This is a genomic window from Streptomyces sp. NPDC037401, from assembly GCF_055602345.1.
Genome location: NZ_JBVJWO010000005.1, coordinates 1 through 24,410 on the forward strand (window position 1 = coordinate 1; position 24,410 = coordinate 24,410).

The window sequence follows — 24,410 nt, forward strand, 5'->3', positions numbered from 1 at the left end:
CAGATGTGGAAGCCCGGTAACGGGTGGAGCTGACTGGTACTAATAGGCCGAGGGCTTGTCCTCAGTTGCTCGCGTCCACTGTGTTAGTTCTGAAGTAACGACCGTGTTTTCATCCGGTTGATATCTTCATAGTGTTTCGGTGGTCATAGCGTTAGGGAAACGCCCGGTTACATTCCGAACCCGGAAGCTAAGCCTTTCAGCGCCGATGGTACTGCAGGGGGGACCCTGTGGGAGAGTAGGACGCCGCCGAACAATCATTGTGGGAAAGCCCCGCACCTTATGGTGCGGGGCTTTTCTGCGTTCAGGGCTCTCTGTCCGCGCTGGGCGTCGTAGGGTTGCCCGTGGAGGACACGATGGCAGCACAGCACGCAGAAGCTGGGGCCCCTGATCTCCCAGCCGGCCATGACGCGCGAGGCGCTTCGAGACGCCGTCCGACGAAGGCGTTCCAGGCTTCCATGGAGACGAGCAGCCGCCTTCTGGCCGACGCTCAGCGGGACATCGGCCTGTGACCGAGCTCGTCAGCAGGGCCATGGACGGTACGAGGATCCCGCCCCCATGCGGCTGAGGGCCTACGAGGACGACCGCCTGATGGCCTGGTACCAGACCATCCCGCACCGCTGCCGGGTCTACCTCAAGCGTGTGAACCTCTGACTCGCGGCAGGTTTCGCTCCCCGAACTACTCGTGTGATCTCTCTACCCACCGGTAGCCCGCCGCCCTACGCTGTGCCGCCATGACGGCAACGGCAGACGTGCGGCTGCGGCGCGGGCGCGCCTCCCTGGGAATCAGCTTCTTTGCCCAGGGGGTCACCTTCGCCCTCCTCGTCACGAGGATCCCCGGCATCCAGGACCGGTACGGGATATCCGACGGCCTGCTGCCCGTCTTCCTCGCCGCCGTTCCGATCCTCGCCGGGGTCGCCAGCGTCGCCACCGAGAAGCTCGTGAAGCGGGTCGCCCCCAGCGCCGTGCTGCGGTGTTCGCAGCCCCTGGTGCTGCTGGCGCTGCTGGGGGTGGGCGCGGGTCGCGAGCTGTGGCACGTGGCCGTGGCGCTCGGCCTGTTCGGGCTCGCCGTCGGCGCGCTCGACGCCTCCATGAACATGCTCGGCGTCAGCCTCCAGCGGGAGTACGGGCGCAGCATCATGCTGGGCTTCCACGCGACGTACAGCCTGGGCGGGATCGTGGGCGCCTCCGCGGCCTGGGCGGGGGCGCACTGGCACCTCGGCCTCTTCGTCAGCTACCTCCCGGCCGTGGCCGTGCTGGTGCCGCTCGTGCTGCTGGGCAGCCGGCGGTACGTGGACCAGCAGCCGGTGCCCGGGGCCGACGGGGCCGGAGAAGGGGGCGGCCGGGCCGTGCAGTTCGGGCTGCTGCTGCCGCTGTGTCTGGTGATGGCGTGTGCGTACATCGGTGACTCGACGGTGGCGAACTGGAGTGCCAAGTACCTGCAGGACGTGCTGGGTGGCTCCGAGCAGCTGGCGACCGTCCCGTACAACGTCTACATGGTGACCACGCTGCTCGGGCGGGCGGTGGGGGACCTGGGGGTGCGGCGGTTCGGAGCCGTGGCCGTCGTGCGTGCGGGGACGCTGGTGGCCGCGGGCGGGTTCGGGGTCGTGGCGGTGGCGCCCGGGGCGTGGGTGGGCATGCTCGGGTTCGCGCTGCTGGGGCTGGGGCTGTGCGTGATCGTGCCGCAGACCTTCGCGGCGGCGGGGCGGCACGCCTTCGAGAAGTACGGCCCGGGGGCTTCGGACGCGGCCGTCGCGCGGCTCAACATCTTCAACTACGTGGGGTTCCTGATCGGATCCCCGCTCGTCGGCGGACTCGGCGACGCCTGGAGCTACCGGGGCGCGATGCTGGTCCCGATGGGGTTGGTACTGATCACACTCTTCTACGCCCGCTCGTTCGGTGCGCAGGACGCCCGATACGGTGTCGCCCATGAGCGGCGGTTCGGTGACCGGGTTGTTGATGTGGGACGAGGCGGTAACGGAGTATGACTTCGGGCCCGGCCATCCGATGGATCCGGTGCGTCTGGCGCTGACCATGGGGCTGGTGCGGGCCTTCGGGCTCGACCGGGAGATCGAGGTACGGGCGGCCAGGGCCGCCGGTGACTCGACGCTGCGGCTGGTGCACCGCGAGGACTACGTGGCCGCTGTGCGGGAGGTGTCCGCCGATCCGGGCGTGGCCGACGGGTCGTACGGTCTGGGGACCGTGGACGATCCGGCCTTCCACGGCATGCACGAGGCGTCCGCGCTGATCGCTGGGCAGTCGGTGGCGGCCGCCGAGGCCGTGTGGCACGGGGAGGCGGACCACGCGGTGAACTTCGCGGGCGGTCTGCACCACGCCATGCCGGGCGGGGCGGCCGGTTTCTGCGTGTACAACGACGCTGCCCTGGCGATCGCGCGGCTGCTCGAGCTGGGCGCCGAGCGGGTGGCGTACGTGGACGTGGACGTCCACCACGGCGACGGCGTGCAGGCGGCGTTCTGGGACGACCCGCGCGTGCTGACGATCTCGCTGCACGAGCATCCGCGGACGCTGTTCCCCCAGACGGGCTGGCCGGAGGAGACGGGCGGGCCGGCGGCGGAGGGCTCGGCCGCGAACATCGCGCTGCCCGCCGGGACGGGCGACGAGGGCTGGCTGCGGGCCTTCCACGCGACCGTGCCGGAGCTGCTGGAGGACTTCCGGCCGCAGGTGCTCGTCACCCAGCACGGGGCCGATACGCACTTCGAGGACCCGCTCGCGCACCTCGCGGTCTCGCTGGACGCCCAGCGAGCCGTGCAGGAGGCCTGTCACGAGCTCGCGCACGCCCACTCGGACGGCCGCTGGGTCGCGCTGGGCGGCGGGGGATACGCGGTCGTGGACGTCGTACCGCGGTCGTGGACCCATCTGGTGGGGATCGCGGCGCACCGGCCGGTGGCTCCGGAGTCGGTGGTGCCGGCGTCGTGGCGCGACGAGGCGTACGCGAGGACGCGGCAGCCGGCGCCCGCCCGGATGACGGACGGGCGCAGCCCGCAGTGGCGGGAGTGGGAGGCCGGGTACGACCCGGCGGACCGTACGGACCAGGCGATCCTGGCGACCCGGCGGGCGGTGTTCCCGCTGCGCGGGCTGCTGGCCTGAAACGGTCCGTCCGCAGGGGGCTGTTAGGCCAAGTGTGGGGCGTCTGCGGGTTAGTGGCGCTTCGTCAGCTCGGGTGCGGCAGCATCGGAGGGTGTTGAGCACCGGCGCTCTGCGTGCGCACCTGCTGGCCGCCCGGTTGGCCGGGCCCGTGGCGACGTCCCGGGAAGAGAGCCTGCGCAGCTACCGGCTGTTCGCCGCGCGGGATCCGCGGGTGCTGCTGGGGCTGGATCCCGAATGGGGCTGGGGCGAGGGTGACCTGCTGAGCCTGATGGCGGACAAGTGCGGCGTGTCGGCGGATCCGGGTCATGTGACGGGGCCGGACGTGATCGACCCGGAGCGGACGCTGTCAGGGCTCGAGGCGTTCGCGGAGCGGTTGCGGCGCGTGGTCGCGGCGCGGGCGCCCGTGCTCCTGGGGACGGGCCATCCGCACCGCCTCCTGGGCTTCTACACCACATTGGCGGAGGCGTTGTCGGCGGCGGGATGTGAAGTCCTCACCCCGGCGCAGGGTCACCGTGTCGACATGACGACCCGCTTCGGCGTACGTCCGTACACCCTCGATTACGTACGGGGCGTCGCATTGGTGCGGGAACCCGGCGCTCGGGCGCCGGGGAGTGTCACCGGCGCACACACCCATTCTCCGCTGCCCGTGAGGCTCGCCCTGGGGGCTCTCGCGGAGGCCGGCGGGCCGCTGCCGGAGCTCGTCATCGGGGACCACGGATGGGTCTGCGGGGCAGGTCAGCTGGGGTTGGAGGCCATCGGGCTGGCGGACACGGACGATCCCGCACTGTTCGTCGGAGAGGCAGAGGGACGGGTCGCGGTGGCCGTTCCGCTGGATGACGCGGTGCGCTCGGACTACTACCGACCGCTCACACGCTATGTACTCAATCGGGCGAGTCTGTCGGGGTAATTCCATGGCCGCTGCTCCTCTTCCCCACTCGTATCACCCGCCCCTACTCTGGGGAGTGAGCGTGCGACGACGAGGAGTAACCGGAGGGGAAGCCGGTGCCCGTCCTGCGCGGAAGGTCAAGGTGTGTCATGGCTGCTGGCGAGAGGCCTCTCAGTGAGGTCGTGTTCCTGACCGTGGCGGAGGTCGCCTCGGTGATGCGAGTGTCGAAGATGACCGTGTACCGCCTGGTGCACAACGGTCACCTGCCCGCGATCCGGGTGGGCCGGTCCTTCCGGGTCCCCGAGAATGCGGTCCACGAGTACCTCCGGGAGTCCTATGTGGGGGTGGAGTCGGCCTGATACTGATGCCCCGGAGTTCCCTTCGGGGGGCTCCGGGGCATGCGGATTACAAGCTCAGCCCTGCGGCGGGTAGGCTAGGCCGACGTAGGTCGTGTGGGCCCAGACAGCCCCGCACCGAGATGTCCCCGCCAACGCGGGGGTTGACCAAGTGAGCGAGGGTAGTCGTGGGCTCTGTTATCAAGAAGCGGCGTAAGCGGATGGCCAAGAAGAAGCACCGCAAGCTGCTGAAGCGCACCCGCGTTCAGCGCCGTAACAAGAAGTAAACGGCAGCTGTACGTGTTCTCCTCAGCCCCTCCACCATCATGGTGGAGGGGCTGAGGTGTATAAGGACCGTGGCGGACGTTCCGAAGGGTAGGCGCTGATCTTGGGTAGGGTCGTGCTCGTCACCGGGGCTGCCCGGCAGCTCGGGAGCCGTTTCGTACGGCGCATCCAGCGGGATCCCGACGTGGCGCAGGTGATCGCGGTGGACGCCGTGGAGCCTGCGCAGCGGCTGGGCTCGGCCACCTTCGTCCGCGCCGACATCAGGCAGCCGGCGATCGCCCGGATCCTCGCCGAGCACGCGGTCGACACGGTGGTGCACCTGGCCGTGACCGGCACCCCGCTCGGCAGCGCCGGCCGGACCTCCGTGAAGGAGGCCAACGTCATCGGCACCATGCAGCTGCTCGGTGCCTGCCAGAAGTCTCCGACGGTGCGCCGCCTGGTCGTGAAGTCCGCGACGAACGTGTACGGCGCCGCTTCGCGGGATCCGGCGGTGTTCACCGAGTCCACCCAGCCGAAGTCCCAGCCCGGCGGCGGCTTCCCGAAGGACGCGGCCGAGGTCGAGGGGTACGTCCGCGGTTTCGCGCGGCGCCGGCCGGACGTGGCGGTGTGCGTGCTGCGGTTCGCGAACATCCTGGGGCCGCGGGCGGACTCCTCACTCGCCGAGTACTTCTCCATGCCCGTGCTGCCGACGGTGTTCGGCTACGACCCGCGGCTGCAGTTCGTCCACGAGGACGACGTCCTGGACGTGCTGGCGCTCGTCGCGGGCGAGCCGCCGCGCGGGAGCCTCAACAGCGGCACGTTCAACATCGCCGGGGACGGTGTGCTGACGCTGTCCCAGTGCTCGCGGCGGCTGGGGCGCCCGACGGTGCCGCTGCTGCTGCCGGCCGTCACCTGGGTGGGGTCGGCGCTGCGGGCGGTGGGGGTCACGGACTTCTCGCCGGAGCAGATCAGGCTGCTGACGCACGGGCGGGTCGTACAGACCACGCAGATGCGGGAGGTGCTGGGCTTCACGCCCCAGTACACGACGGCCGAGACCTTCGCGGACTTCGCGGCGAGCCGGGGGACCGGGCTGCTGCCGCCGCAGACGCTGGCGCGGACCGTGGACCGGGTCGCGCAGCTGCTGGATGCCGATCGGACCGAAGAGGGAGCGCACCGATAGTGGCCGACGCCAAGGTCATTCCGTTCGACGACGACCGCGAGCGGACGCGGGGGGCCTCGCAGCGGGCCCCGCGACGCCGGGGTGCTGCACGGCGGCCAGTGCCGTCGCAGGCGCCCGCGGTGAGCGCGCTCCCGGCAGACCCGGAGCCCGCGCGGGAGCAGGAGTCGGCGGTACGGGACTCCGGGCCGGGCCGCAGCGGCTGGGACCGGCGGATCGCGGGCGGGCTGGCCTTCCTGCGGCGCCGGCTGACGGGCGATTACGAGGTCGACGAGTTCGGGTACGACAAGGAGCTCACCGACCAGGTCCTGATGTCGCTGATCCGGCCGCTGTACGACTCGTACTTCCGGGTCGAGGTGAAGGGCATCGAGAACATCCCGTCCGAGGGCGGGGCGCTGATCGTCGCCAACCACTCGGGGACGCTGCCCCTGGACGGGCTGATGCTCCAGGTGGCGGTCCACGACCGGCACCCGGCGCAGCGGCACCTGCGGCTGCTGGCGGCGGACCTGGTCTTCATGCTGCCGGTGGTGAACGAGCTGGCGCGGAAGGCGGGTCACACGCTGGCGTGCGCGGAGGACGCGCAGCGGCTCCTGGAGGCCGGGGAACTGGTCGGGGTGATGCCGGAGGGCTTCAAGGGGATAGGGAAGCCGTTCGGAGACCGGTACAAGCTCCAGCGGTTCGGACGGGGCGGGTTCGTCTCGACGGCGCTGCGCGCGGGCACGCCGATCGTGCCGTGCTCGATCGTCGGGGCGGAGGAGATCTACCCGATGATCGGCAACGCGAAGACGCTGGCGCGGCTGCTGGGGCTGCCGTACTTCCCGGTCACGCCGACGTTCCCGTGGCTGGGGCCGCTGGGGGCGGTGCCGTTGCCGACGAAGTGGACGATTCAGTTCGGCGAGCCGATCCCGACGGACGGATATCCGCCGGAGGCGGCGGAGGACCCGATGCTGATGTTCAACCTCACGGACCAGGTCCGCGAGCAGATCCAGCACACGCTCTACAAACTGCTGGTGCAGCGGCGGTCGGTGTTCTTCTGAGTCCTTGCGGACCCTTCCGACCGCCGCTGCACCCGGCTAGCCGACGTCCTCGGCGCCCAGCCCCAGGCCCGGGAGGATGCCCGGGAGGATCGGGGGCAGGGTGATGTCCGGCTCGGCCGACTTGTCGGGCGTCGGACCCGGGCTCGGCTCCGACAGGGGCGGGTCGAGCAGGCCCCCGGCCCCGCCGTCGAGCAGGCCGTCGTCGTCACCGCTGTCGTCCTTGCCCGGGGTGCTGGGCTGCGGACGCTCCTGGGCCTTGCCCGGGTCCGCGGACGGGGTGCCGACCGGGGAAGCGGGACTGCCCTGCGCGGGCGCGCCGGTGCCCTGGTCCGTGGTGCCGACCGGGGTGGACTGGCGCTTCTGCTGCGGCGTGCGCGGCAGAAGGGACTCCAGCGGCCCGACTTCTTCGTCTATGGCGTCGAAGACGGAGTTCACCTGGTCGCCCACGTCGGTCAGCTGCACGGGCAGCCGCTCGCGGAGCTTGCCCCAGGCGTCCCGGTGCGAACGGGAGAAGGAGGACAGGGCCTGGATGGGGCCCAGTTCGCCGTCCCGTTCGTACGCCGTGTGAAGAAGCCGGTGCCCTTCTTCGGCATCGTGCCTCATGCCCGACAGCGCCCGCCTGATCTCGCCCAGGGATTCGTGGTCGAGGGCACCGGCCTTGTCGCGCTCCATCAGGCGGCGCGCTTCGTGGAGCCGGGTGGAGGCCTGGTCGAGGTAGAGCTCGCCCCGGTCTCCGTCGTCCTCGGTCATCCCCAGCCGGATGTCCTCCATACCGCGCTTGACCGGGTACAGCGAATCACCCGGCAGGGCGTCGGTGCTGGCAGCGGCCACCCCGCTGAAGGCCCCCGCGGCCACACCGACCGTGAGGCCGCCCGCTGCGATGCCCTTGGACCAGCGGGAGCGGGGCCGCAGTTTCCGGAGCGGGGTCGCCCGATGGGCGCCACGGCCGGTCCGCTGTTCGGGCACTTGAGGGTCCGAGGGGGCACCGCCCAGAGTCCCCTCCATCACCATGGCCTCCATGGCGGCGACGAGCTGCGCTCGCTGCACCACTTTGACCTCGGGATCCAGCACCGGGCGCGGCAGTTCGCCGAGCGCGCTCGCCAGGGCCAACAGCCGGTCGTGTCCGCCCGGTTCGGCGGCCTCGGCCGGCGCCTCGGACTGCTGGGCCGCCGTCTCTGCAGGGTCAGACGGTGTCTGATCCTGCAGGGCCTGGGCGAAGGCGTTCGCCCGCCGGTGCGCCGAAACGTTCGCGATCACTGGCGGCACCTCCTCTCGTCATGACGATCGACTCTCCTGTGTATCCGGAAGGTTGCCTGCCTTGAGCGCATCCACTCTTTCGAGTGAGTCGCCGCGGGCATGGCGTGTCCACAGGGAGCCTGCATTCCGCACAACGAGCGGCGCGGCAGTTGGGTTACGGACGGAGGATGATCGGACCACAGCGTCATCGAAGGGGCACCGGATGTTGAGTCGGGGTCAGCGGGCGTCGTCCGGCAGCAGCCGGGCCAGCGTGCGGACGGCACGGTATTGGAGGGTCTTGATGGCGCCTTCGTTCTTGCCCATCACGCGGGCCGTCTCGGCGACCGAGAGGCCCTGGAGGAAGCGCAGGGTCACGCACTCCTGCTGCTGGGGGTTGAGCTTGCGCACCGCCTCCAGCAGGGCGGCGTTGGACAGCGACTCCAGGACCGATTCCTCGGGGCTGCGTTCGACTTCGTTGGCGTCGAGCATCTCGCCCGTGGTGACCTCCAGCCGGAACCGGCTGGATTTGAAGTGGTCCGCCACGAGGTTGCGCGCGATCGTCACGAGCCAGGCGCCGAAGTCGCGTCCCTGCCAGGTGAACGTGGAGATCCGGCGCAGGGCGCGCAGGAAGGTCTCGCTGGTGAGGTCCTCCGCCGTCGCCTTGCCGCCGACGCGGTAGTAGATGTAGCGGTAGACCGTGTCGCTGTACTGGTCGTACAGGCGGCCGAAGGCCTCGGCCTCACCGGCCTGTGCCCGTTCGACGAGGTCCATCATGCGGGCGCTGTCGCTGTCCGCGGTGGGACGGCGGGCGGTGGTGGTGCTTGCCGAGCCCGCCGTGCCGCCACCGCCGCGGCCGCGTCTGCCGACCGTCGCTCCGCCGTCGGTCAGGGCATAGCAGGGACCGGCAGGGCCGAGGCCGGCAGGGACCGCAGCGGCGAATGCAGGGGTGGCGTACGCGGTGGGGACGAAACCGCGCAGGTGGTCGAGGACCACTGCGCGGAGCGTAGCCAGGCCCGAGGCGTCAACCCCGACAGGTGGGTACACGGGACTCCCAGAGGCAGAGCTTCCATCACACGTGCAGTGCGGGCTGTTGACTCGCCGACCGGATGACCGGTGACGAAGGGGTGCCCGTATGCGTTTGAGGAGAATAACGCTTCGTACAGGCAGCACTACACCCAGTTGCTCAAATCACCGGTTCCGACACTTCTGTTGCGTGTCGAGGGCATATTCGGTCGCTGTTCGTGATCGGTTGCTGATCACTTCTGTGTGCGGAATGCCTGCTTCCAAAGCTTGTTGTGGCCGAGTCCGGCCCGTCCGCGTGGGCGCGGGAAGCCGGGGGTAGAGCTGGGAGAATGCGCCGGATTACCGGCGGCGGCGGTGCAGGGCCACGGCTGCGGCGGTGCCGCCCGCGAGCGCGCCGACCCCGGCGGCCGCCGGGATGCCGACCTTGACCGCCTTGCGGCCGGTCCGGTAGTCGCGCAGCCGCCAGTCGTGTGCGCGGGCATGCTTGCGCAGTTTTGTGTCGGGATTGATCGCGTACGGATGTCCGACCAGCGACAGCATCGGGATGTCGTTGTGCGAATCGCTGTACGCGGCGCAGCGGTCGAGGTCGAGGCCTTCGGCGGCGGCGAGTGCGCGCACGGCCTCGGCCTTCGCGGGCCCGTGCAGCGGCTCGCCGACGAGCCGTCCGGTGTAGACGCCGTCCACGGACTCGGCGACGGTGCCGAGGGCGCCGGTCAGGCCGAGGCGGCGGGCGATGATCGTGGCGGTCTCGACGGGGGCCGCGGTGACGAGCCAGACCCGCTGGCCGGCGTCGAGGTGGGCCTGGGCCAGGGCGCGGGTGCCCGGCCAGATCCGCTCGGCCATGTACTCGTCGTAGATCTCCTCGCCGATGGCCGTGAGCTCGGACACCCGGTGGCCCTTGACGATGGACAGGGCGCTGTCGCGGGCGTCCTGCATGTGCTCGGGGTCCTCGACGCCGGCGATCCGGAACCAGGCCTGCTGCCAGGCGAACCGGGCCAGTTCGCGGCGCTGGAAGAACTCGCGCTTGTAGAGGCCGCGGCCGAAGTGGAAGATCGCGGCGCCCTGCATGACGGTGTTGTCGAGGTCGAAGAAGGCGGCGGCGTTCTCGTCGCCCACCACGGGGAAGGCGGGTTCGCCGGGCTCGGCGGCCTCGCCCGGGACCAGTCCGTCGAGCGCCTGGCTCTCCTGGGTGGTCTTGCGCGCGGCCTCGGCGGAGGCCTCGCCCGCCAGCACGCTCCGGGCTGTTGCAGGGCGCTTACCGGGGGTGAGCCATCTCAGAGCGGCCATGGAGCGAGCATAGCCATTGTGTTCGGAACTTCCCGAACCACCGGGATGCAGGTGCGTGAACAGTGCGGGGCGCCGGTGTTACGCGGCCGGCGCGCGAGAATGGGGGCATGAGCCCTTTGCTGCGTCGTAAGGAAAAGAAGAGTCCCGGCGAGCGGGTGGTCACGCTCATCGGGAAGCCCGGCTGTCACCTTTGTGACGATGCCGAGGAAGTGATCGGGAAAGTCTGCGCCGAGACGGGCGCGCGGTGGGAGAAGAAGGACATCTCGCAGGACGAGGAGCTGTACCGGTTGTACTGGGAGCAGATCCCGGTGGTGCTGGTCGACGGCGAGCAGCACACCTTCTGGCGGGTGAACCCGGACCGGCTCCGTCGCGCATTGGTTGCCTGAGCACCCTTGCGGTTACCATCGTGGGCGATTTGAGCGGTCCCGGGGGCGTATGGATGAGGAGTGTGTTCCGTTTTGCCCCCGTCGGAATGGGGACGCGTGGCGGGTGCCCGTAGTTCCCGCAGTGCATGTCCGCAACGCGTGACCCCGGTCACTTTGGTCGGACAAAGCGGACACAATCTTTGTGCACGCGTTCACAAAGACATAGCCTGCATTCGACGGGGCGGTCCTGGGACAAGTGGCCGCCTGCAGCCCCGCTCATCCCGCAGGAGCATCGTGGCAACTGGCCGAACTCACCGACCGGCGACCCGCAGCCGAGGCATTCCCGAGGCCACTGTCGCCCGGCTCCCGCTGTACCTGCGGGCCCTCACCGCGCTGTCCGAGCGGTCGGTGCCCACCGTCTCCTCCGAGGAGCTGGCCGCCGCCGCGGGAGTCAACTCCGCCAAGCTGCGCAAGGACTTCTCCTACCTCGGTTCGTACGGCACCCGCGGTGTCGGCTACGACGTCGAGTACCTCGTCTACCAGATCTCCCGTGAACTCGGCCTCACGCAGGACTGGCCGGTCGTCATCGTCGGCATCGGCAACCTCGGCGCCGCCCTGGCCAATTACGGCGGGTTCGCCTCCCGTGGCTTCCGCGTCGCCGCGCTGATCGACGCCGACCCCGCGATGGCCGGAAAGCCGGTCGCCGGCATGCCCGTGCAGCACAGCGACGACCTCGAAAAGATCATCGAGGACAACGGTGTCTCGATCGGTGTCATCGCGACCCCTGCGGGCGCGGCCCAGCCGGTGTGCGACCGCCTGGTCGCTGCGGGCGTCACCTCGATCCTGAACTTCGCGCCGACCGTGCTGTCGGTGCCGGACGGCGTGGACGTGCGCAAGGTCGACCTCTCGATCGAGCTGCAGATCCTCGCGTTCCACGAGCAGCGCAAGGCCGGCGAGGAGGCCGCGGCCGCCGCCGCCGTGCCCCCGGCCGCGCGAGGCGCCGCCGCCCGCAAGGACGGTCCCGGCCCGGAGGGCGACCTCCCGGCGGTGATGCCGGCATGAGTCTGCTCGTCGTAGGCCTGAGCCACCGCAGCGCGCCGGTCAGCGTGCTGGAGCGGGCCGCGCTGTCCCCCGACGCCAAGGTCAAGCTGCTGCACGACACGCTGGCGGCGGAGCCGGCGACCGAGGCGGCCGTCCTCGCCACCTGCAACCGCATCGAGCTGTACGCCACCGTGGACAAGTTCCACGCGGGCGTCGCCGAGCTGTCCACGCTGCTCGCCCAGCACAGCGGTGTCGCGCTGGAGGAGCTCACTCCTTATCTCTACGTGCACTACGAGGACCGGGCCGTCCACCACTTCTTCTCGGTGGCCTGCGGACTGGACTCGATGGTCGTCGGCGAGGGCCAGATCCTCGGCCAGATCAAGGACGCGCTCGCGCTCGGGCAGGACCTGCACACCGCGGGCCGGCTGATCAACGACCTCTTCCAGCAGGCGCTGCGCGTCGGCAAGCGCGCGCACTCGGAGACCGGGATCGACCGGGCCGGGCAGTCGCTGGTCACCTTCGGGCTGGAGCAGCTCGCGGTCGGCGTGCCGGTCGAGGAGTGGGCCGCGGGCAAGCGGGCCCTGGTGATCGGCGCCGGGTCGATGTCCTCCCTCGCGGCGGCGACGCTGGCGCGGGCCGGTGTGGGCGAGATCGTGGTCGCGAACCGGACGCGGGAGCGGGCGGAGCGGCTGGCGGAGATCCTGGGGGCTTCCGGTACGGGTGTCGCCGCCCGTGCGGTGGCGATGGACGACGTTTCGGCCGAGCTGACACGAGTCGATGTCGCGGTGTCGTGTACGGGTGCCACTGGCTTGGTGCTGAGCGGGGACGACGTTGCCGCGGCTGTGGCGTGGGAGCCCTCCGTCTCCCGGGGCTCCACCCCGGACCCCGCGCCTCAAACGCCGGCGGGGCTGGATGTCGGGCTGGATTCGTCGCTCGTCGCCAAGCTTGCCGAGGCGGCTGCCGTGCACGGGCGGATCGCCGATGCCGGGGCCGCGCGGACGCTCAGTGGCGGGGCGGCCGAGGCCGTGGTCGACGCGGACGGGTGCCCGGTCGTCGGGGACGGGCGGTCCGCGCTCGCCGGGGTCGACGCCAACTCGCTCGAGCTGCACGGAGCCTGGGCCGACCAGGGCGAGGCGGCCGCGCAGCGGCAGCCCCGCAAGGGAGCCCGGGTCGAGCACAGCAACGGCGCGCCCGTGCGGCTCGCGCTGCTCGATCTCGCCATGCCGCGTGACATCGATGCGGCGGCCCACCGGATCCCCGGCGTACGGCTCGTCGACATCGAGAGCCTCGCGGAGGCCAGCGCGGACGCGCCCATGGCCGCCGACGTGGAGCTCGTGCGCGACATCGTCGCGGCCGAGGTCGCGGCGTTCGGCGCCGCCCAGCGGGCCGCGCACATCACGCCCACCGTCGTCGCCCTGCGCGCCATGGCCGCCGAGGTCGTGGCGGGCGAGGTCGCACGCCTGGACGGACGGCTTCCGGAACTGGACGAACGCCAGCGCGCCGAGGTCACCCAGACCGTGCGCCGCGTCGTCGACAAACTCCTGCACGCACCGACCGTGCGGGTCAAGCAGCTCGCGAGCGAGCCCGGCGGCGCCGGGTACGCCGAGGCGCTGCGCGAACTCTTCGACCTCGACCCGGAGACGGTGGCTTCCGTCAGCCGGGCCGACCTGACCGACGGTGACGTGCAGAGCGTCAAGGAAACAGGACGGGCATCATGAACTCAGGCCCTGCTGCCCAGCAGCCTCTGAAGCTCGGGACGCGGCGCAGCAAGCTGGCCATGTCCCAGTCCGGGCACGTTGCCGAGGCGGTGCGCGCCCTGACCGGCCGGCCCGTCGAACTCGTGGAGATCACGACGTACGGCGACGTCTCGCGGGAGAACCTCGCGCAGATCGGCGGCACCGGCGTGTTCGTGACCGCGCTGCGCGACGCCCTCGTCCGCGGTGAGGTCGACTTCGCCGTGCACTCGCTCAAGGACCTGCCGACCGCGCAGCCCGCCGAGCTGGTGCTCGCCGCGATCCCGAAGCGGGAGGACCCGCGGGACGTGCTGGTGGCCCGTGACGGGCTGACCTTCGAGCAGCTGCCCGACGGTGCCCGCATCGGCACCGGCTCGCCGCGCCGCATGGCCCAGCTGAACGCGTACGCCGCGCAGCTCGGCAAGCGCATCGAGACGGTCGCGATCCGCGGGAATGTCGACACCCGGATCGGGTACGTGCGCAACGGCGAGCTCGACGGAGTGGTCCTGGCCGCCGCCGGTCTGAACAGGATCGGGCGCAGCGAGGAAGTGACCGAGTACCTGTCGGTCGACAATGTTCTGCCCGCCCCCGGCCAGGGGGCGCTGGCGGTCGAGTGTCTTGCGGACAACGCAGACCTCATCGCCGCTCTCGGCGCGCTCGACGACCCGCACACCCGGGCCGCCGTGTACGCCGAGCGGTCCCTGCTCGCCGCCCTCGAGGCCGGCTGCAGCGCACCCGTGGGTGCGCTCGCCGACCTGTCGGCGGACGGGCAGGTTGTCAACGAAATGCGCCTGCGGGGTGTGGTCGGTACCACCGACGGCTCCTCGCTGGTGCAGTTGTCCACCACCGGTCCCGTGCCCCAGTCGTATGACGAGGCGATGGCGCTCGGCCGCGAACTCGCGGACGAGATGCTGGCGAAGGGTGCGGCCGGTCTGATGGGGGAGCGAGCAAGTTGAGCCCCACAAGGTCCACCACCTCCGCACTTCCGGCCTTCGCGGCCCACGGGCTCGTCACCTTCCTCGGTGCCGGCCCCGGCGATCCGGGACTGCTCACGCTGCGTGCCGTCGAGGCCCTCGCCGCCGCGGACGTACTGATCGCGGAGCCCGAGGTGCTCGACGTCGTGCGCACGCATGCGCGCACGGGTGTCGACACGCGGCAGCTGACGGTCGCTGACGAAGTGTCAGCAGCCGCCGGGGTGCCGGTTATCCGGGACGCGGCCAATCTTGTCATGGAGGCTGCGCGCTCCGGCAGGCGGGTCGTCCGTGCGGTGACCGGCGACCCCGGTCTGGACGGCAGCGCGGCCGAGGAGATGCTCGCGTGCGCCACCGCGGGCATTCCGTTCGAGGTGGTCCCCGGTGTCGCGACGGCCGTCGGCGTGCCCGCGTACGCCGGTGTGCCGCTGCGCGACAAGGACGGCACGGACGTGCGGTTCGTCGACGCGAAGACCGCGTCGGCGCGCTGCTGGAGCGAGGTCGGGGCGAGCGACGGGACGCTGGTCGTCTCGGCGACGCTGGAGACGGTGGGCGCGGCCGCCGCCGAGCTGGTGACGGCCGGGCGCAAGCCCGACACCCCGCTGACGGTGACGGTCGCCGGTACGACGACCCGGCAGCGGACGTGGAGCGCCACGCTCGGGACGATCGCCCAGGTCTTCAAGCAGGGCAAGGTGCTCCCCTCGCCCGAGGGACACCAGCCGGTCATAGCCGTGGTCGGTGAGCACAGTGCCGCCGCGCGCCGTGACGAGCTCGCCTGGTTCGAGTCGAAGCCGCTCTTCGGCTGGCGGGTCCTGGTCCCGCGGACGAAGGAGCAGGCGGCCTCGCTCTCCGAGCAGCTGCGCTCGTACGGTGCGGTGCCGCACGAGGTCCCGACGATCGCCGTCGAGCCTCCGCGGACCCCGCAGCAGATGGAGCGGGCGGTCAAGGGCCTGGTCACCGGCCGGTACGAGTGGATCGCCTTCACGAGCGTCAACGCCGTGAAGGCGGTGCGGGAGAAGTTCGAGGAGTACGGGCTCGACGCCCGTGCCTTCGCGGGCATCAAGGTCGCCGCGGTGGGCGAGCAGACCGCCGCCGCACTGGTCGAGTTCGGTGTGAAGCCGGACCTGGTGCCGAGCGGTGAGCAGTCGGCCGCCGGGCTGCTGGAGGACTGGCCGCCGTACGACCCGGTCTTCGACCCGATCGACCGGGTGTTCCTGCCGCGGGCGGACATCGCGACGGAGACGCTGGTCGCCGGGCTCATCGAGCTCGGGTGGGAGGTCGACGACGTGACCGCCTACCGGACCGTGCGCGCCTCGCCGCCGCCGGCCGACACGCGCGAGGCGATCAAGGGCGGCGGTTTCGACGCGGTGCTCTTCACGTCGAGCTCGACCGTGCGCAACCTCGTCGGCATCGCCGGCAAGCCGCACAACGTCACCGTGATCGCGTGCATCGGCCCGGCGACGGCGAAGACGGCCGAGGAGCACGGGCTGCGCGTGGACGTCCTGTCCCCGGAGCCGAGCGTGAGCAAGCTGGCCGAGGCGCTGGCCGAGTACGGCGCGGCGCGCCGGGACGCGGCGAAGGAGGCCGGCGAGACGGTCGCGCGTCCGAGCGAGCGGCGCCCCGGCGCACGCCGCCGCCGTACGACCTAGGCTTCGTGGTGCGGGTCCGGCGCGGTGCCGTGCGGTGCTGCGCCGGGTCCCTCCTGTCGGATGCTCGACGCGTGGAAGCTTGAGGCGAACTGAACATGAGCGTGTACGGATCCTTCCCCGGTTCGCGGCCCCGCCGGCTGCGCACCACGCCCGCGATGCGGCGGATGGTGGCCGAGAACCGGCTGCACCCCTCGGACCTGATCCTCCCGGCCTTCGTGCGGGAGGGGCTGTCCGAGCCGCTGGCGATCTCGGCGATGCCCGGGGTGGTCCAGCACACCCGTGACACCCTGCGGAAGGCCGCCGCCGAGGCGGTCGAGGCCGGGGTCGCGGGCATCATGCTGTTCGGCGTGCCCGCGGACGAGAACAAGGACGCGCTGGGTACGGCGGGCACGGAGCCGGACGGCATCCTCCAGGTCGCGATCCGCGACGTGAAGGCCGAGGTCGGCGACGACCTGGTGATCATGTCCGACCTGTGCCTGGACGAGTACACGGACCACGGGCACTGCGGTGTCCTGGACTCCGAGGGCCGCGTGGACAACGACGCCACCCTGGAGCGGTACGCCGAGATGGCGCAGGTCCAGGCCGACGCGGGCGTGCACGTGGTGGGCCCGAGCGGGATGATGGACGGCCAGGTCGGCGTGATCCGCGACGCGCTGGACGAGACGGGCCACGAGGACGTGGCGATCCTCGCGTACACGGCGAAGTATTCGTCCGCGTTCTACGGCCCCTTCCGCGAGGCCGTGGCGTCGTCCCTCCAGGGCGACCGCAAGTCGTACCAGCAGGATCCGGCGAACGCCCGCGAGTCGCTGCGCGAACTGGCGCTCGACCTCGAAGAGGGCGCCGACATGGTGATGGTGAAGCCGGCCGGCCCGTACCTGGACATCCTGTACCGGGTGGCGCAGGCCGTGGACGTGCCGGTGTCCGCGTACCAGATCTCCGGCGAGTACGCGATGATCGAGGCGGCCGCCGAGAAGGGCTGGGTCGAGCGCGACCGGGCCATCCTGGAGACCCTGCTCGGCATCAAGCGGGCGGGCGCGGACACGATCCTCACCTACTGGGCGACCGAGGTCGCGGGCTGGCTGCGCGACCGGTAAAGCCGTAGGCGTGCGCCGGGCACCTGTCTAGGGTGGCCCGCATGACACGCGTACGGATCATGGACGAGGGTGACGTCCCGGCGGTGGCCCGGATACGGGTCCGCGGCTGGCAGGCCGCGTACGCCGGGATCGTGCCCCGGTCCTACCTGGACGCCATGAGCGTCGAGGACAACGAGCAGCGGATGCGGGAGCGCCTCGCCGCGCCCGGCCGTGCCGTGACCGACCTGGTGGCCGTCGACGACCGGGGCGGGACCGTCGGCTGGGCCTGCCACGGCCCCTCCCAGGACGAAGAGACCGCCGGCGCGGGGGAGTTGTACACCCTGTACGTACGGCCGGACCTGATCGGCAGCGGGGCGGGCCGGGCGCTCCTCGACGCCGTGCACGAAGGTGCGGCTCCCGGCCCGGTGGTCCTGTGGGTCCTCGAAGGCAACGAGCGCGCCCGCCGGTTCTACGAGAAGGCCGGCTACACGGCCGACGGCGCCGCCCGGCAGGACGACTACGACGGGACGGCGCTCACCGAAGTCCGCTACCGCCGCGCCGTGTGGTGAGTGCGCCGGCAGGCGGTGCGCGAGAGGCGCCGCGCGCACTGCCGCCCGCCGGGGCGCACGAGTCGAGCGGGACTCGACCGGCCCTGGGCAAGATCGTGCCGACCATTGACGCGGAACCGGAAGAAGGGGAGTGACATGGCGACGTACGTACTGGTGCCGGGTGCCTGGCACGGGGCCTGGACCATGGAGCCGCTCGCCCGGCAGCTGCGCGCGGCCGGCCATCAGGCCTACCCGCTGTCCCTCACCGGCGTGGGCGCCCGCAAGCACCTGCTGAACGCCTCCGTGAACCTCGACACCCACATCGCCGACGTCGTCAGCCTGCTGGAGGACGAGGACGTCACCGACGCCGTCCTCGTCGGTCACAGCTACGCCGGCATGGTCATCACCGGCGCCGCCGACCGGGCCGCCGAGCGGGTGGCGGGACTGGTGTACGTGGACGCCATGGTGCCCGGCGACGGCGACTCCTGTTCGGCGCTGGTCTCGGAGGACACCCGCGCCTGCTACATGAGCGGCGTCGGCGAGGACGGCCACTCGTCCGAGCCGCTGCCGTTCTTCGACCCCCGCGCCACCGCCCACCCGCTGGCCTCCCTGCTCCAGCAGCTGCGCCTGGAGGCGGGCCCCCGCTTCAGCGCCCTGCCCCGCACCTACGTCTACGCGAGCGGCTGGGACGGCGAATCGCCCTTCCGCGACCTGTACGAGTGGCTCAGCGCGGACCCGTTCTGGCAGGTCCACACGGTGGACTCGGGCCACGACGTCATGGGCGACGCCCCCGAGGAGCTCCTGGGGATCCTGCTGGCCGCCGACCCCGCCCTGGTCCGTCTCGCGTAGGACCCGTACCGGGCGCACCCTGGAGTGAGAGGGCGACTCCGGAGGTGATCCACGATGTCCACACTCGTCGGGTGGCACGTAGAGCTGGAATTCACCGAGGAGGGCCACCGCACCAGCGCGGCGGCTCTGGTCAGGCTCGGTGACGGCACTGAAATCAAGGCCCGCGGCTACGCGCTGCGGCACCCCTCCGACCCAGCACAGCTGAGGGTCGGCGAGGAGATCGCGGGCGCACGCGCGCTGATGGACATCGCCTCGCAGATGCTCCAGAAAGCGCACACCGAGATCGACGAGGCGACGGGCAGGCACTCCTACCCGCTGAACCAGTGAGTGAGTGAGGGCGGAGGGTGCCCGGCCCGTCAGGACCGGGCACCCTCCGGCGGCTCCGCACCCAGGTTGATCGTCGAGGTCACGTGGTCGCCCTCGCGCACGGCGACCGCACCCAGCGCGTCGAGCAGCCGCAGGACGGCGGTGTTCTCCGGCTTGGTGCTGATGAAGAACGCGCCGAAGCCGGCGGTCCGGGCGAGCGAGATCATCCGCTGGAGCACGGCCCCGCCGACCCCGGCTCCGCGATGGCCGCGCGCGATCCACACGCCTGCCTCGACGGTGCCGGGCGGCTCGTCGAGCGGGCACAGCCGGGCCGCGCCGACGACCTGCCCGGCCACCGCGATGGCGTACGTGACCTCGACCGGCTCGGTGGCGAGCGCCCGCGACCGGTGGAAGCCGAGGAAGGCGTCCTGGCGCACCCCGGTCCATCCGGGCGGCCCGTCCACGTCCACCGGCGGCATGACCTCGAACGGATCCGCGTCGGCGACGGCGGCGGCGAGCAGCGCCTGAAGGAGCGGCTCGTCAAGTGGGTGGAGGCTTACGTCAGTTCTCACGATTTCCCCGGGGTCGCGGACACGAGCCCGCAGCATCGCACACCCCGCGTTGCCGTGTTCCGCGCAGTACGCCGTGATGCCCGCGCACCAGGCCCGCACCCGGCCGTCACCCGGCTCCTCGAATCCGGGGACCCGGCCGCCGGGCCCGACGGGGACCCGGACGCCGAATTCCGCTTCGGTCTCGACCGGATCCTCGACGGGCCGGCCCTGCTGGTGCAGGGCCGTTCCGGCGGCTGACTGCGGCTGACAGCGGCTGGCTGCTCCCGGCTACTTGGGGTCGGGCTGCTGCGGCGCGTCCGCCGTCTTGATCACCGCGAAGACGCCGCCCTGCGGGTCGGCGAGGACCGCCATCCGCCCCACCGGCATGTCGAACGCCGGGGCCAGGACCGAGCCGCCCGCCCGTACGGCCGCCGCCTGCACGCTGTCGGCGTCGTCGACGTCGAAGTACGCGAGCCAGTGCGGCGGGGTGCCGGGCGGGTGCTGCTCCAGGCCCATCATCCCGCCCACCGAACGGCCGTTGACCTTCAGTTCGGTGTACCCGTCGGCGCCGGGCACCTCGGAAGCGGCCGTCGCGACCGGCAGCGTCGCCTCGTAGTACGCGATCGCGGCCTTCGGGTCGTTGGTCGCGAGTTCGTTCCAGATCACCGCGCCGGGCTCGTTGACGATCCCCGCGCCGGGGAAGGTCCCCGCCTGCCAGAGGCCGAACACGGCCCCGGTGGGGTCGGCGAGGACGGCCATCTTGCCGAGGTCCATGACGTCCATGGCCTCCACGACGGTGGCGCCGCCCGCGGCGCCGCTCGCTTGTACCGAGGCGGCGATGTCGTCCGTGGCGAAGTACGAGGTCCAGGCGACCGGCGGCAGCGGGTCCGGGACGGTCCCGTCCGGATTCATCGCCTTCATGATCCCGGCGACCGGCTGTCCCTTGAGGTGGCAGACCGTGTACCCGCCCTGCTCGGGCGGGCCGATCTCGCCCTGCCAGCCGAACAGGTCGCTGTAGAAGTCGATGGCCGCCTGCTGGTCCGGGACCATGATGTCGATCCAGCAGGGGGTACCGGGCCGGTACGGGCCGGGCATGGTGGGCACGAGGCCTCCAGTGGGGGGAACGGGCGTTGGACGGCCCGACCCCTACCCGCACCCGGCACCCGGAATCGGGCCGTTCGGGGGAATCCGGAAGCACGGCGGCCCCCGGCGCGGGTGCGCCGGGGGCCGCCGGATGGCGCGGGAAGCGTCAGAGGCGCTCGGGCGTCCGGATGCCGAGGAGGGACATGCCCTTCGACAGCGTCCGGGCCGTCAGGTCGCACAGGAACAGCCGGTTCTCCCCGACGACCTGCTCCGGCTCCGGCTTGATGACCGGGCACTGGTCGTAGAACGTCGTGAACAGCGAGGCCAGCTGGTACAGGTAGGCCGCGACCTTGTGCGGGGCGTGGTCCGCCGCCGCCTCGAAGACCAGCTCGCCGAACCCGTCCAGGTGCAGGCCCAGCGCCCGCTCCGCCGGAGCCAGCTCCAGCTCCGCGTGGGCGACCGGCTTGCGGTCGCCCGCCTTCCGCAGGATCGAGCGGATACGGGCGTACGCGTACTGGAGGTACACGGACGTGTCGCCGTTCAGCGAGACCATCTGGTCCAGGTCGAACTTGTAGTCGCGCGCGGCAGACGTCGACAGGTCCGCGTACTTCACGGCGCCGATGCCCACGTACTGGCCGTTCTCGACGATCTCCTGCTCGCTGAGGCCGACCTTCTCGGCCTTCTCGCGGACCACGGCCGTCGCCCGGTCCACGGCCTCGTCCAGCAGGTCGACCAGCCGCACCGTTTCGCCCTCACGGGTCTTGAACGGCTTGCCGTCCGCGCCCAGGACCGTGCCGAACGCCAGCTGGACGGCCTTGACGTCGTCGTTCAGCCAGCCGGCCCGGCGGGCGGTCTCGAAGACCATCTTGAAGTGCAGGGACTGGCGGGCGTCCACGACGTAGATCAGCTCGGTGGCCTTCAGGTTGCCCACCCGGTCGCGGATCGCCGACAGGTCGGTGGCCGCGTAGCCGAAGCCGCCGTCCGACTTCTGCACGATCAGCGGGGTCGGGTTGCCGTCCGGGCCCTTGTACTCGTCGAAGAACACGCACAGCGCGCCGTTCGACCGGACCGCGACACCCGACTCCTCCAGCAGCCGGCAGGTCTCCACCAGCATGTCGTTGTAGCCGGACTCGCCGACCACGTCCGCGTCCTGGATGTCCATGTCGAGCTTGTTGAAGACCGAGTAGAAGTAGATCTTTGACTCGTCCACGAACCGCTGCCACATGGCGAGGGTCTGCTCGTCACCGGCCTGGAGGTCCACGACCCGGGCGCGGGCGCGCGTCTTGAACTCCTCGTCCGAGTCGAACAGCGCACGCGAGGCCTTGTACAGCCGGTTCAGGTTCGACATGGCCTCCTCGCCGGAGACCTCCGCGCCGCCCTTGTGGTCCAGCTCGTGCGGGTGCTCCAGCAGGTACTGGATGAGCATGCCGAACTGGGTGCCCCAGTCGCCGATGTGGTGGCGCCGGACCACCGTCTCGCCGGTGAACTCCAGGATCTCGACCATTGCCGCACCGATCACCGCGGACCGCAGGTGACCGACGTGCATCTCCTTGGCGACGTTCGGCTGCGCGTAGTCGATGACCGTGGTGCCGGCGTGCGGGTTCACGGGCACGCCGAGCCGGGCGTCCGCGGCGCGCGCCGCGAGCGTCTCGATGATCGCCTTGTCGGTGACCGTGATGTTCAGGAAGCCGGGGCCCGAGACCTCGACCTCCTTCAGCACGTCACCCGAGTCCAGGCCCTCGACCACCTTCACGGCCAGGTCCCGCGGGTTGGCCTTGGCCTTCTTCGCGAGCGCCAGGATGCCGTTGGCCTGGAAGTCGGCCCGGTCGCTTCGTCGCAGCAGGGGGTCGACGGCACCGGCCTCCGGCAGAGCGGAGACGAGGGCGGCGGCGACGCGCTGATTGACGGTCGAAGCGAGGGAAGGGACCGAGGCCATGGGCTGCCATTCCTGTGAGAGTGCATGCGTATGTCGTACGAGTGACGAGTATCCCATGCAGGGACCTGCCGTCTCGCGGCATAAAAAGCAACCCCGGGGCGAGCCCTTCCGTCTGGGAGAATGTTCAAGCCAGCAATCGAGTAAGAAGGACGTGTCGTGGCTGAGAGCGCCCAGAGCAGCACCGAGACCGACTGGGTCTCCCGTTTCGCGGACGAGGTCATCGCCGAGGCGGAGCGCCGTGCGCCGGGCGCGAAAACCGTCGTCGTCGCGTCCGGCCTCTCCCCGTCCGGTCCGATCCACCTCGGCAACCTCCGCGAGGTCATGACCCCGCACCTGGTCGCCGACGAGATCCGCCGCCGCGGGTACGAGGTCCGCCACCTGATCTCGTGGGACGACTACGACCGCTACCGCAAGGTGCCCGCGGGCATCCCCGGGGTCTCCGAGGAGACGCACGCCCAGCACATCGGGCGCCCGCTGACCGCCGTACCGGCGCCGGCCGGCTCCGCGTACCCGAACTGGGCCGAGCACTTCAAGGCCGCCATGGTCGAGGCGCTCGCCGAGCTGGGTGTCGAGTACGACCCCATCAGCCAGACCGAGCAGTACACCAAGGGCACCTACCGCGAGCAGGTCCTGTTCGCGATGAAGCACCGCGGCGACATCGACGCCGTGCTCGCCCAGTACCGCACCAAGCAGAAGCCCGGCGCGAAGAAGTCGCAGAAGCCGCTCGACGAAGCCGAGCTGGAGGCCGCCGAGGGCTCCGGTGCGGCCGGCGAGGACGACGGCAGCGCCGAGGGCGCCGAGTACTTCCCGTACAAGCCGTACTGCGGCGAGTGCAACAAGGACTTCACCAAGGTCACGTCGTACGACGACGAGACCACGGAGCTGACGTACGTCTGCACCGAGGACGAGTTCACCGAGACGGTCAAGCTCAGCGAGTTCAACCGCGGCAAGCTCGTCTGGAAGGTCGACTGGCCCATGCGCTGGGCCTTCGAGGGAGTCCACTTCGAGCCCTCGGGCGTCGACCACTCCTCGCCCGGCTCGTCCTTCCAGGTCGGCGGCCAGATCGTCCACCTCTTCGGCGGCACCCAGCCCATCGGCCCCATGTACGCCTTCGTCGGCATCTCCGGCATGGCCAAGATGTCGTCCAGCAAGGGCGGCGTGCCGACCCCGGCCGACGCGCTGAAGATCATGGAGCCCCAGCTGCTGCGCTGGCTCTACGCCCGCCGCCGCCCGAACCAGTCGTTCAAGATCGCCTTCGACCAGGAGATCCAGCGGCTCTACGACGAGTGGGACAAGCTGGAGGGCAAGGTCGCCGACGGCACCGTGCTGCCCGCCGACGCCGCCGCCCACTCGCGCGCCGTCCGCACCGCGGCCGGCGAGCTGCCGCGCACCCCGCGCCCGCTCCCGTACCGCACGCTCGCCTCCGTCGCCGACATCACCGCCGGCCACGACGAGCAGACCCTGCGGATCCTGAGCGACCTCGACCCGGCACACCCGATCACCTCCCTCGACGAGGTACGGCCCCGCCTGGACCGCGCCGAGAACTGGATCACCACCCAGGTCCCGGCCGACCAGCGCACCCTGGTCCGCGAGGAGCCCGACACCGAGCTGCTCGCCTCGCTGGACGACGAAGGCCGCCGCTCCCTCGAGCTGCTGCTCGAGGGCCTGGACTCGCACTGGTCGCTGGAGGGCCTGACCACGCTCGTCTACGGCGTGCCGAAGGTCATGGCCGGACTGGAGCCGGACGCCAAGCCGACCCCCGAGCTGAAGGTCGCCCAGCGCACCTTCTTCGCGCTGCTCTACCGCCTGCTCGTGACCCGGGAGACCGGGCCGCGGCTGCCCACGCTGCTGCTGGCGGTCGGCGCCGACCGGGTGCGCAAGCTGCTCGCCGCCTGACGCGCACGCCAGGCACGAAGACGGAGGGCCGCCGCCCCGGACGTTCCCGGGGCGGCGGC

24 protein-coding genes and 1 rRNA gene are annotated in these 24,410 nt (G+C 71.2%); 19 read left to right on the forward strand and 6 right to left on the reverse strand.

The window, feature by feature from the left end:
• The first annotated feature begins 135 nt into the window (after positions 1-135).
• The 8 genes from rrf to ACZ7H1_RS05700 all read left to right on the forward strand — a co-directional run bounded on the left by rrf (position 136) and on the right by ACZ7H1_RS05700 (position 6,804).
• Positions 136-252, forward strand: a 5S ribosomal RNA gene (rrf, locus tag ACZ7H1_RS05665).
• 479 nt (positions 253-731) lie between these two features.
• Positions 732-1,985 (forward strand): MFS transporter, encoded by a 1,254-nt coding sequence (locus tag ACZ7H1_RS05670; RefSeq protein ID WP_470784029.1) that lies wholly within the window; start codon positions 732-734, stop codon positions 1,983-1,985.
• Positions 1,957-3,105, forward strand: coding sequence for an acetoin utilization protein AcuC (locus ACZ7H1_RS05675; protein WP_470784433.1), 1,149 nt, complete (start codon positions 1,957-1,959; stop codon positions 3,103-3,105). Before ACZ7H1_RS05670 ends, ACZ7H1_RS05675 begins: the two co-directional genes overlap by 29 nt.
• Before the next feature lie 91 nt (positions 3,106-3,196).
• Entirely contained in the window at positions 3,197-4,012 is an 816-nt protein-coding gene (locus ACZ7H1_RS05680) for a phosphatase (RefSeq protein ID WP_470784031.1), read from the forward strand.
• A gap of 128 nt (positions 4,013-4,140) precedes the next feature.
• The gene (locus tag ACZ7H1_RS05685) at positions 4,141-4,350 is read left to right on the forward strand and encodes a helix-turn-helix domain-containing protein (RefSeq protein WP_158708561.1); all 210 of its coding nucleotides are present in this window, start codon (positions 4,141-4,143) and stop codon (positions 4,348-4,350) included.
• Positions 4,351-4,514: 164 nt separating this feature from the next.
• Positions 4,515-4,613 carry a 30S ribosomal protein bS22 gene (locus tag ACZ7H1_RS05690; protein ID WP_003948845.1) on the forward strand — a complete coding sequence of 33 codons (99 nt, stop codon included), beginning with the start codon at positions 4,515-4,517 and terminating at the stop codon, positions 4,611-4,613.
• 101 nt (positions 4,614-4,714) lie between these two features.
• Positions 4,715-5,770: an NAD-dependent epimerase/dehydratase family protein gene (locus ACZ7H1_RS05695; protein ID WP_470784033.1), complete on the forward strand. Its 1,056-nt coding sequence runs from the start codon at positions 4,715-4,717 to the stop codon at positions 5,768-5,770.
• Positions 5,770-6,804: a lysophospholipid acyltransferase family protein gene (locus ACZ7H1_RS05700; RefSeq protein ID WP_470784035.1), complete on the forward strand. Its 1,035-nt coding sequence runs from the start codon at positions 5,770-5,772 to the stop codon at positions 6,802-6,804. Before ACZ7H1_RS05695 ends, ACZ7H1_RS05700 begins: the two co-directional genes overlap by 1 nt.
• Positions 6,805-6,840: 36 nt before the next feature.
• Here ACZ7H1_RS05700 and ACZ7H1_RS05705 read toward each other — a convergent pair whose 3' ends face one another.
• The 3 genes from ACZ7H1_RS05705 to ACZ7H1_RS05715 form a co-directional block, all read right to left on the reverse strand.
• Entirely contained in the window at positions 6,841-8,061 is a 1,221-nt protein-coding gene (locus ACZ7H1_RS05705; protein WP_470784037.1) for a DUF5667 domain-containing protein, read from the reverse strand.
• Between the two features lie 216 nt (positions 8,062-8,277).
• Positions 8,278-9,084, reverse strand: a complete 807-nt coding sequence (locus tag ACZ7H1_RS05710; protein ID WP_470784039.1) for an ECF subfamily RNA polymerase sigma factor, BldN family — start codon at positions 9,082-9,084, stop codon at positions 8,278-8,280.
• Between the two features lie 318 nt (positions 9,085-9,402).
• Positions 9,403-10,350, reverse strand: a complete 948-nt coding sequence (locus tag ACZ7H1_RS05715; protein ID WP_470784041.1) for an HAD family hydrolase — start codon at positions 10,348-10,350, stop codon at positions 9,403-9,405.
• Between the two features lie 107 nt (positions 10,351-10,457).
• Between ACZ7H1_RS05715 and ACZ7H1_RS05720 the strand changes: the two genes are divergently transcribed.
• The 9 genes from ACZ7H1_RS05720 (at position 10,458) to ACZ7H1_RS05760 (ending at position 18,906) form a co-directional block, all read left to right on the forward strand.
• Positions 10,458-10,736, forward strand: a complete 279-nt coding sequence (locus ACZ7H1_RS05720; RefSeq protein WP_470784043.1) for a glutaredoxin family protein — start codon at positions 10,458-10,460, stop codon at positions 10,734-10,736.
• A gap of 273 nt (positions 10,737-11,009) precedes the next feature.
• Complete coding sequence (locus ACZ7H1_RS05725) at positions 11,010-11,777, forward strand: redox-sensing transcriptional repressor Rex (protein ID WP_470784045.1); 768 nt, start codon at positions 11,010-11,012, stop codon at positions 11,775-11,777.
• Positions 11,774-13,474, forward strand: coding sequence for a glutamyl-tRNA reductase (locus tag ACZ7H1_RS05730; RefSeq protein WP_470784047.1), 1,701 nt, complete (start codon positions 11,774-11,776; stop codon positions 13,472-13,474). Before ACZ7H1_RS05725 ends, ACZ7H1_RS05730 begins: the two co-directional genes overlap by 4 nt.
• Positions 13,471-14,445: a hydroxymethylbilane synthase gene (hemC, locus tag ACZ7H1_RS05735; protein ID WP_470784049.1), complete on the forward strand. Its 975-nt coding sequence runs from the start codon at positions 13,471-13,473 to the stop codon at positions 14,443-14,445. Before ACZ7H1_RS05730 ends, hemC begins: the two co-directional genes overlap by 4 nt.
• Positions 14,442-16,109: a bifunctional uroporphyrinogen-III C-methyltransferase/uroporphyrinogen-III synthase gene (locus ACZ7H1_RS05740; RefSeq protein WP_470784051.1), complete on the forward strand. Its 1,668-nt coding sequence runs from the start codon at positions 14,442-14,444 to the stop codon at positions 16,107-16,109. Before hemC ends, ACZ7H1_RS05740 begins: the two co-directional genes overlap by 4 nt.
• A 95-nt stretch (positions 16,110-16,204) precedes the next feature.
• A complete protein-coding gene (gene hemB, locus ACZ7H1_RS05745; RefSeq protein WP_470784052.1) occupies positions 16,205-17,203 on the forward strand; it encodes a porphobilinogen synthase in 999 nt (332 codons plus the stop codon).
• A 41-nt stretch (positions 17,204-17,244) separates the two neighbouring features.
• Positions 17,245-17,751, forward strand: coding sequence for a GNAT family N-acetyltransferase (locus ACZ7H1_RS05750; RefSeq protein WP_470784054.1), 507 nt, complete (start codon positions 17,245-17,247; stop codon positions 17,749-17,751).
• Positions 17,752-17,886: 135 nt separating this feature from the next.
• Positions 17,887-18,579, forward strand: a complete 693-nt coding sequence (locus ACZ7H1_RS05755; RefSeq protein ID WP_470784056.1) for an alpha/beta fold hydrolase — start codon at positions 17,887-17,889, stop codon at positions 18,577-18,579.
• A gap of 54 nt (positions 18,580-18,633) precedes the next feature.
• The gene (locus ACZ7H1_RS05760; RefSeq protein WP_470784057.1) at positions 18,634-18,906 is read left to right on the forward strand and encodes a DUF1876 domain-containing protein; all 273 of its coding nucleotides are present in this window, start codon (positions 18,634-18,636) and stop codon (positions 18,904-18,906) included.
• A 29-nt stretch (positions 18,907-18,935) separates the two neighbouring features.
• Here ACZ7H1_RS05760 and ACZ7H1_RS05765 read toward each other — a convergent pair whose 3' ends face one another.
• Positions 18,936-19,457, reverse strand: coding sequence for a GNAT family N-acetyltransferase (locus ACZ7H1_RS05765; RefSeq protein WP_470784058.1), 522 nt, complete (start codon positions 19,455-19,457; stop codon positions 18,936-18,938).
• 54 nt (positions 19,458-19,511) lie between these two features.
• Here ACZ7H1_RS05765 and ACZ7H1_RS05770 point away from each other — a divergent pair, with 54 nt between their 5' ends.
• Positions 19,512-19,694: a hypothetical protein gene (locus ACZ7H1_RS05770; RefSeq protein ID WP_470784059.1), complete on the forward strand. Its 183-nt coding sequence runs from the start codon at positions 19,512-19,514 to the stop codon at positions 19,692-19,694.
• 30 nt (positions 19,695-19,724) lie between these two features.
• Here the strand turns inward: ACZ7H1_RS05770 and ACZ7H1_RS05775 are convergent, their stop codons facing one another.
• Both ACZ7H1_RS05775 and argS read right to left on the reverse strand, forming a co-directional pair.
• Positions 19,725-20,531, reverse strand: coding sequence for a VOC family protein (locus ACZ7H1_RS05775; protein WP_470784435.1), 807 nt, complete (start codon positions 20,529-20,531; stop codon positions 19,725-19,727).
• 154 nt (positions 20,532-20,685) lie between these two features.
• A complete protein-coding gene (argS, locus tag ACZ7H1_RS05780; protein WP_470784061.1) occupies positions 20,686-22,455 on the reverse strand; it encodes an arginine--tRNA ligase in 1,770 nt (589 codons plus the stop codon).
• 156 nt (positions 22,456-22,611) lie between these two features.
• On the opposite strand from argS, the gene lysS reads away from it, so the two are divergent.
• Complete coding sequence (gene lysS / locus ACZ7H1_RS05785) at positions 22,612-24,351, forward strand: lysine--tRNA ligase (protein WP_470784063.1); 1,740 nt, start codon at positions 22,612-22,614, stop codon at positions 24,349-24,351.
• The last annotated feature ends 59 nt before the right edge of the window (positions 24,352-24,410 follow it).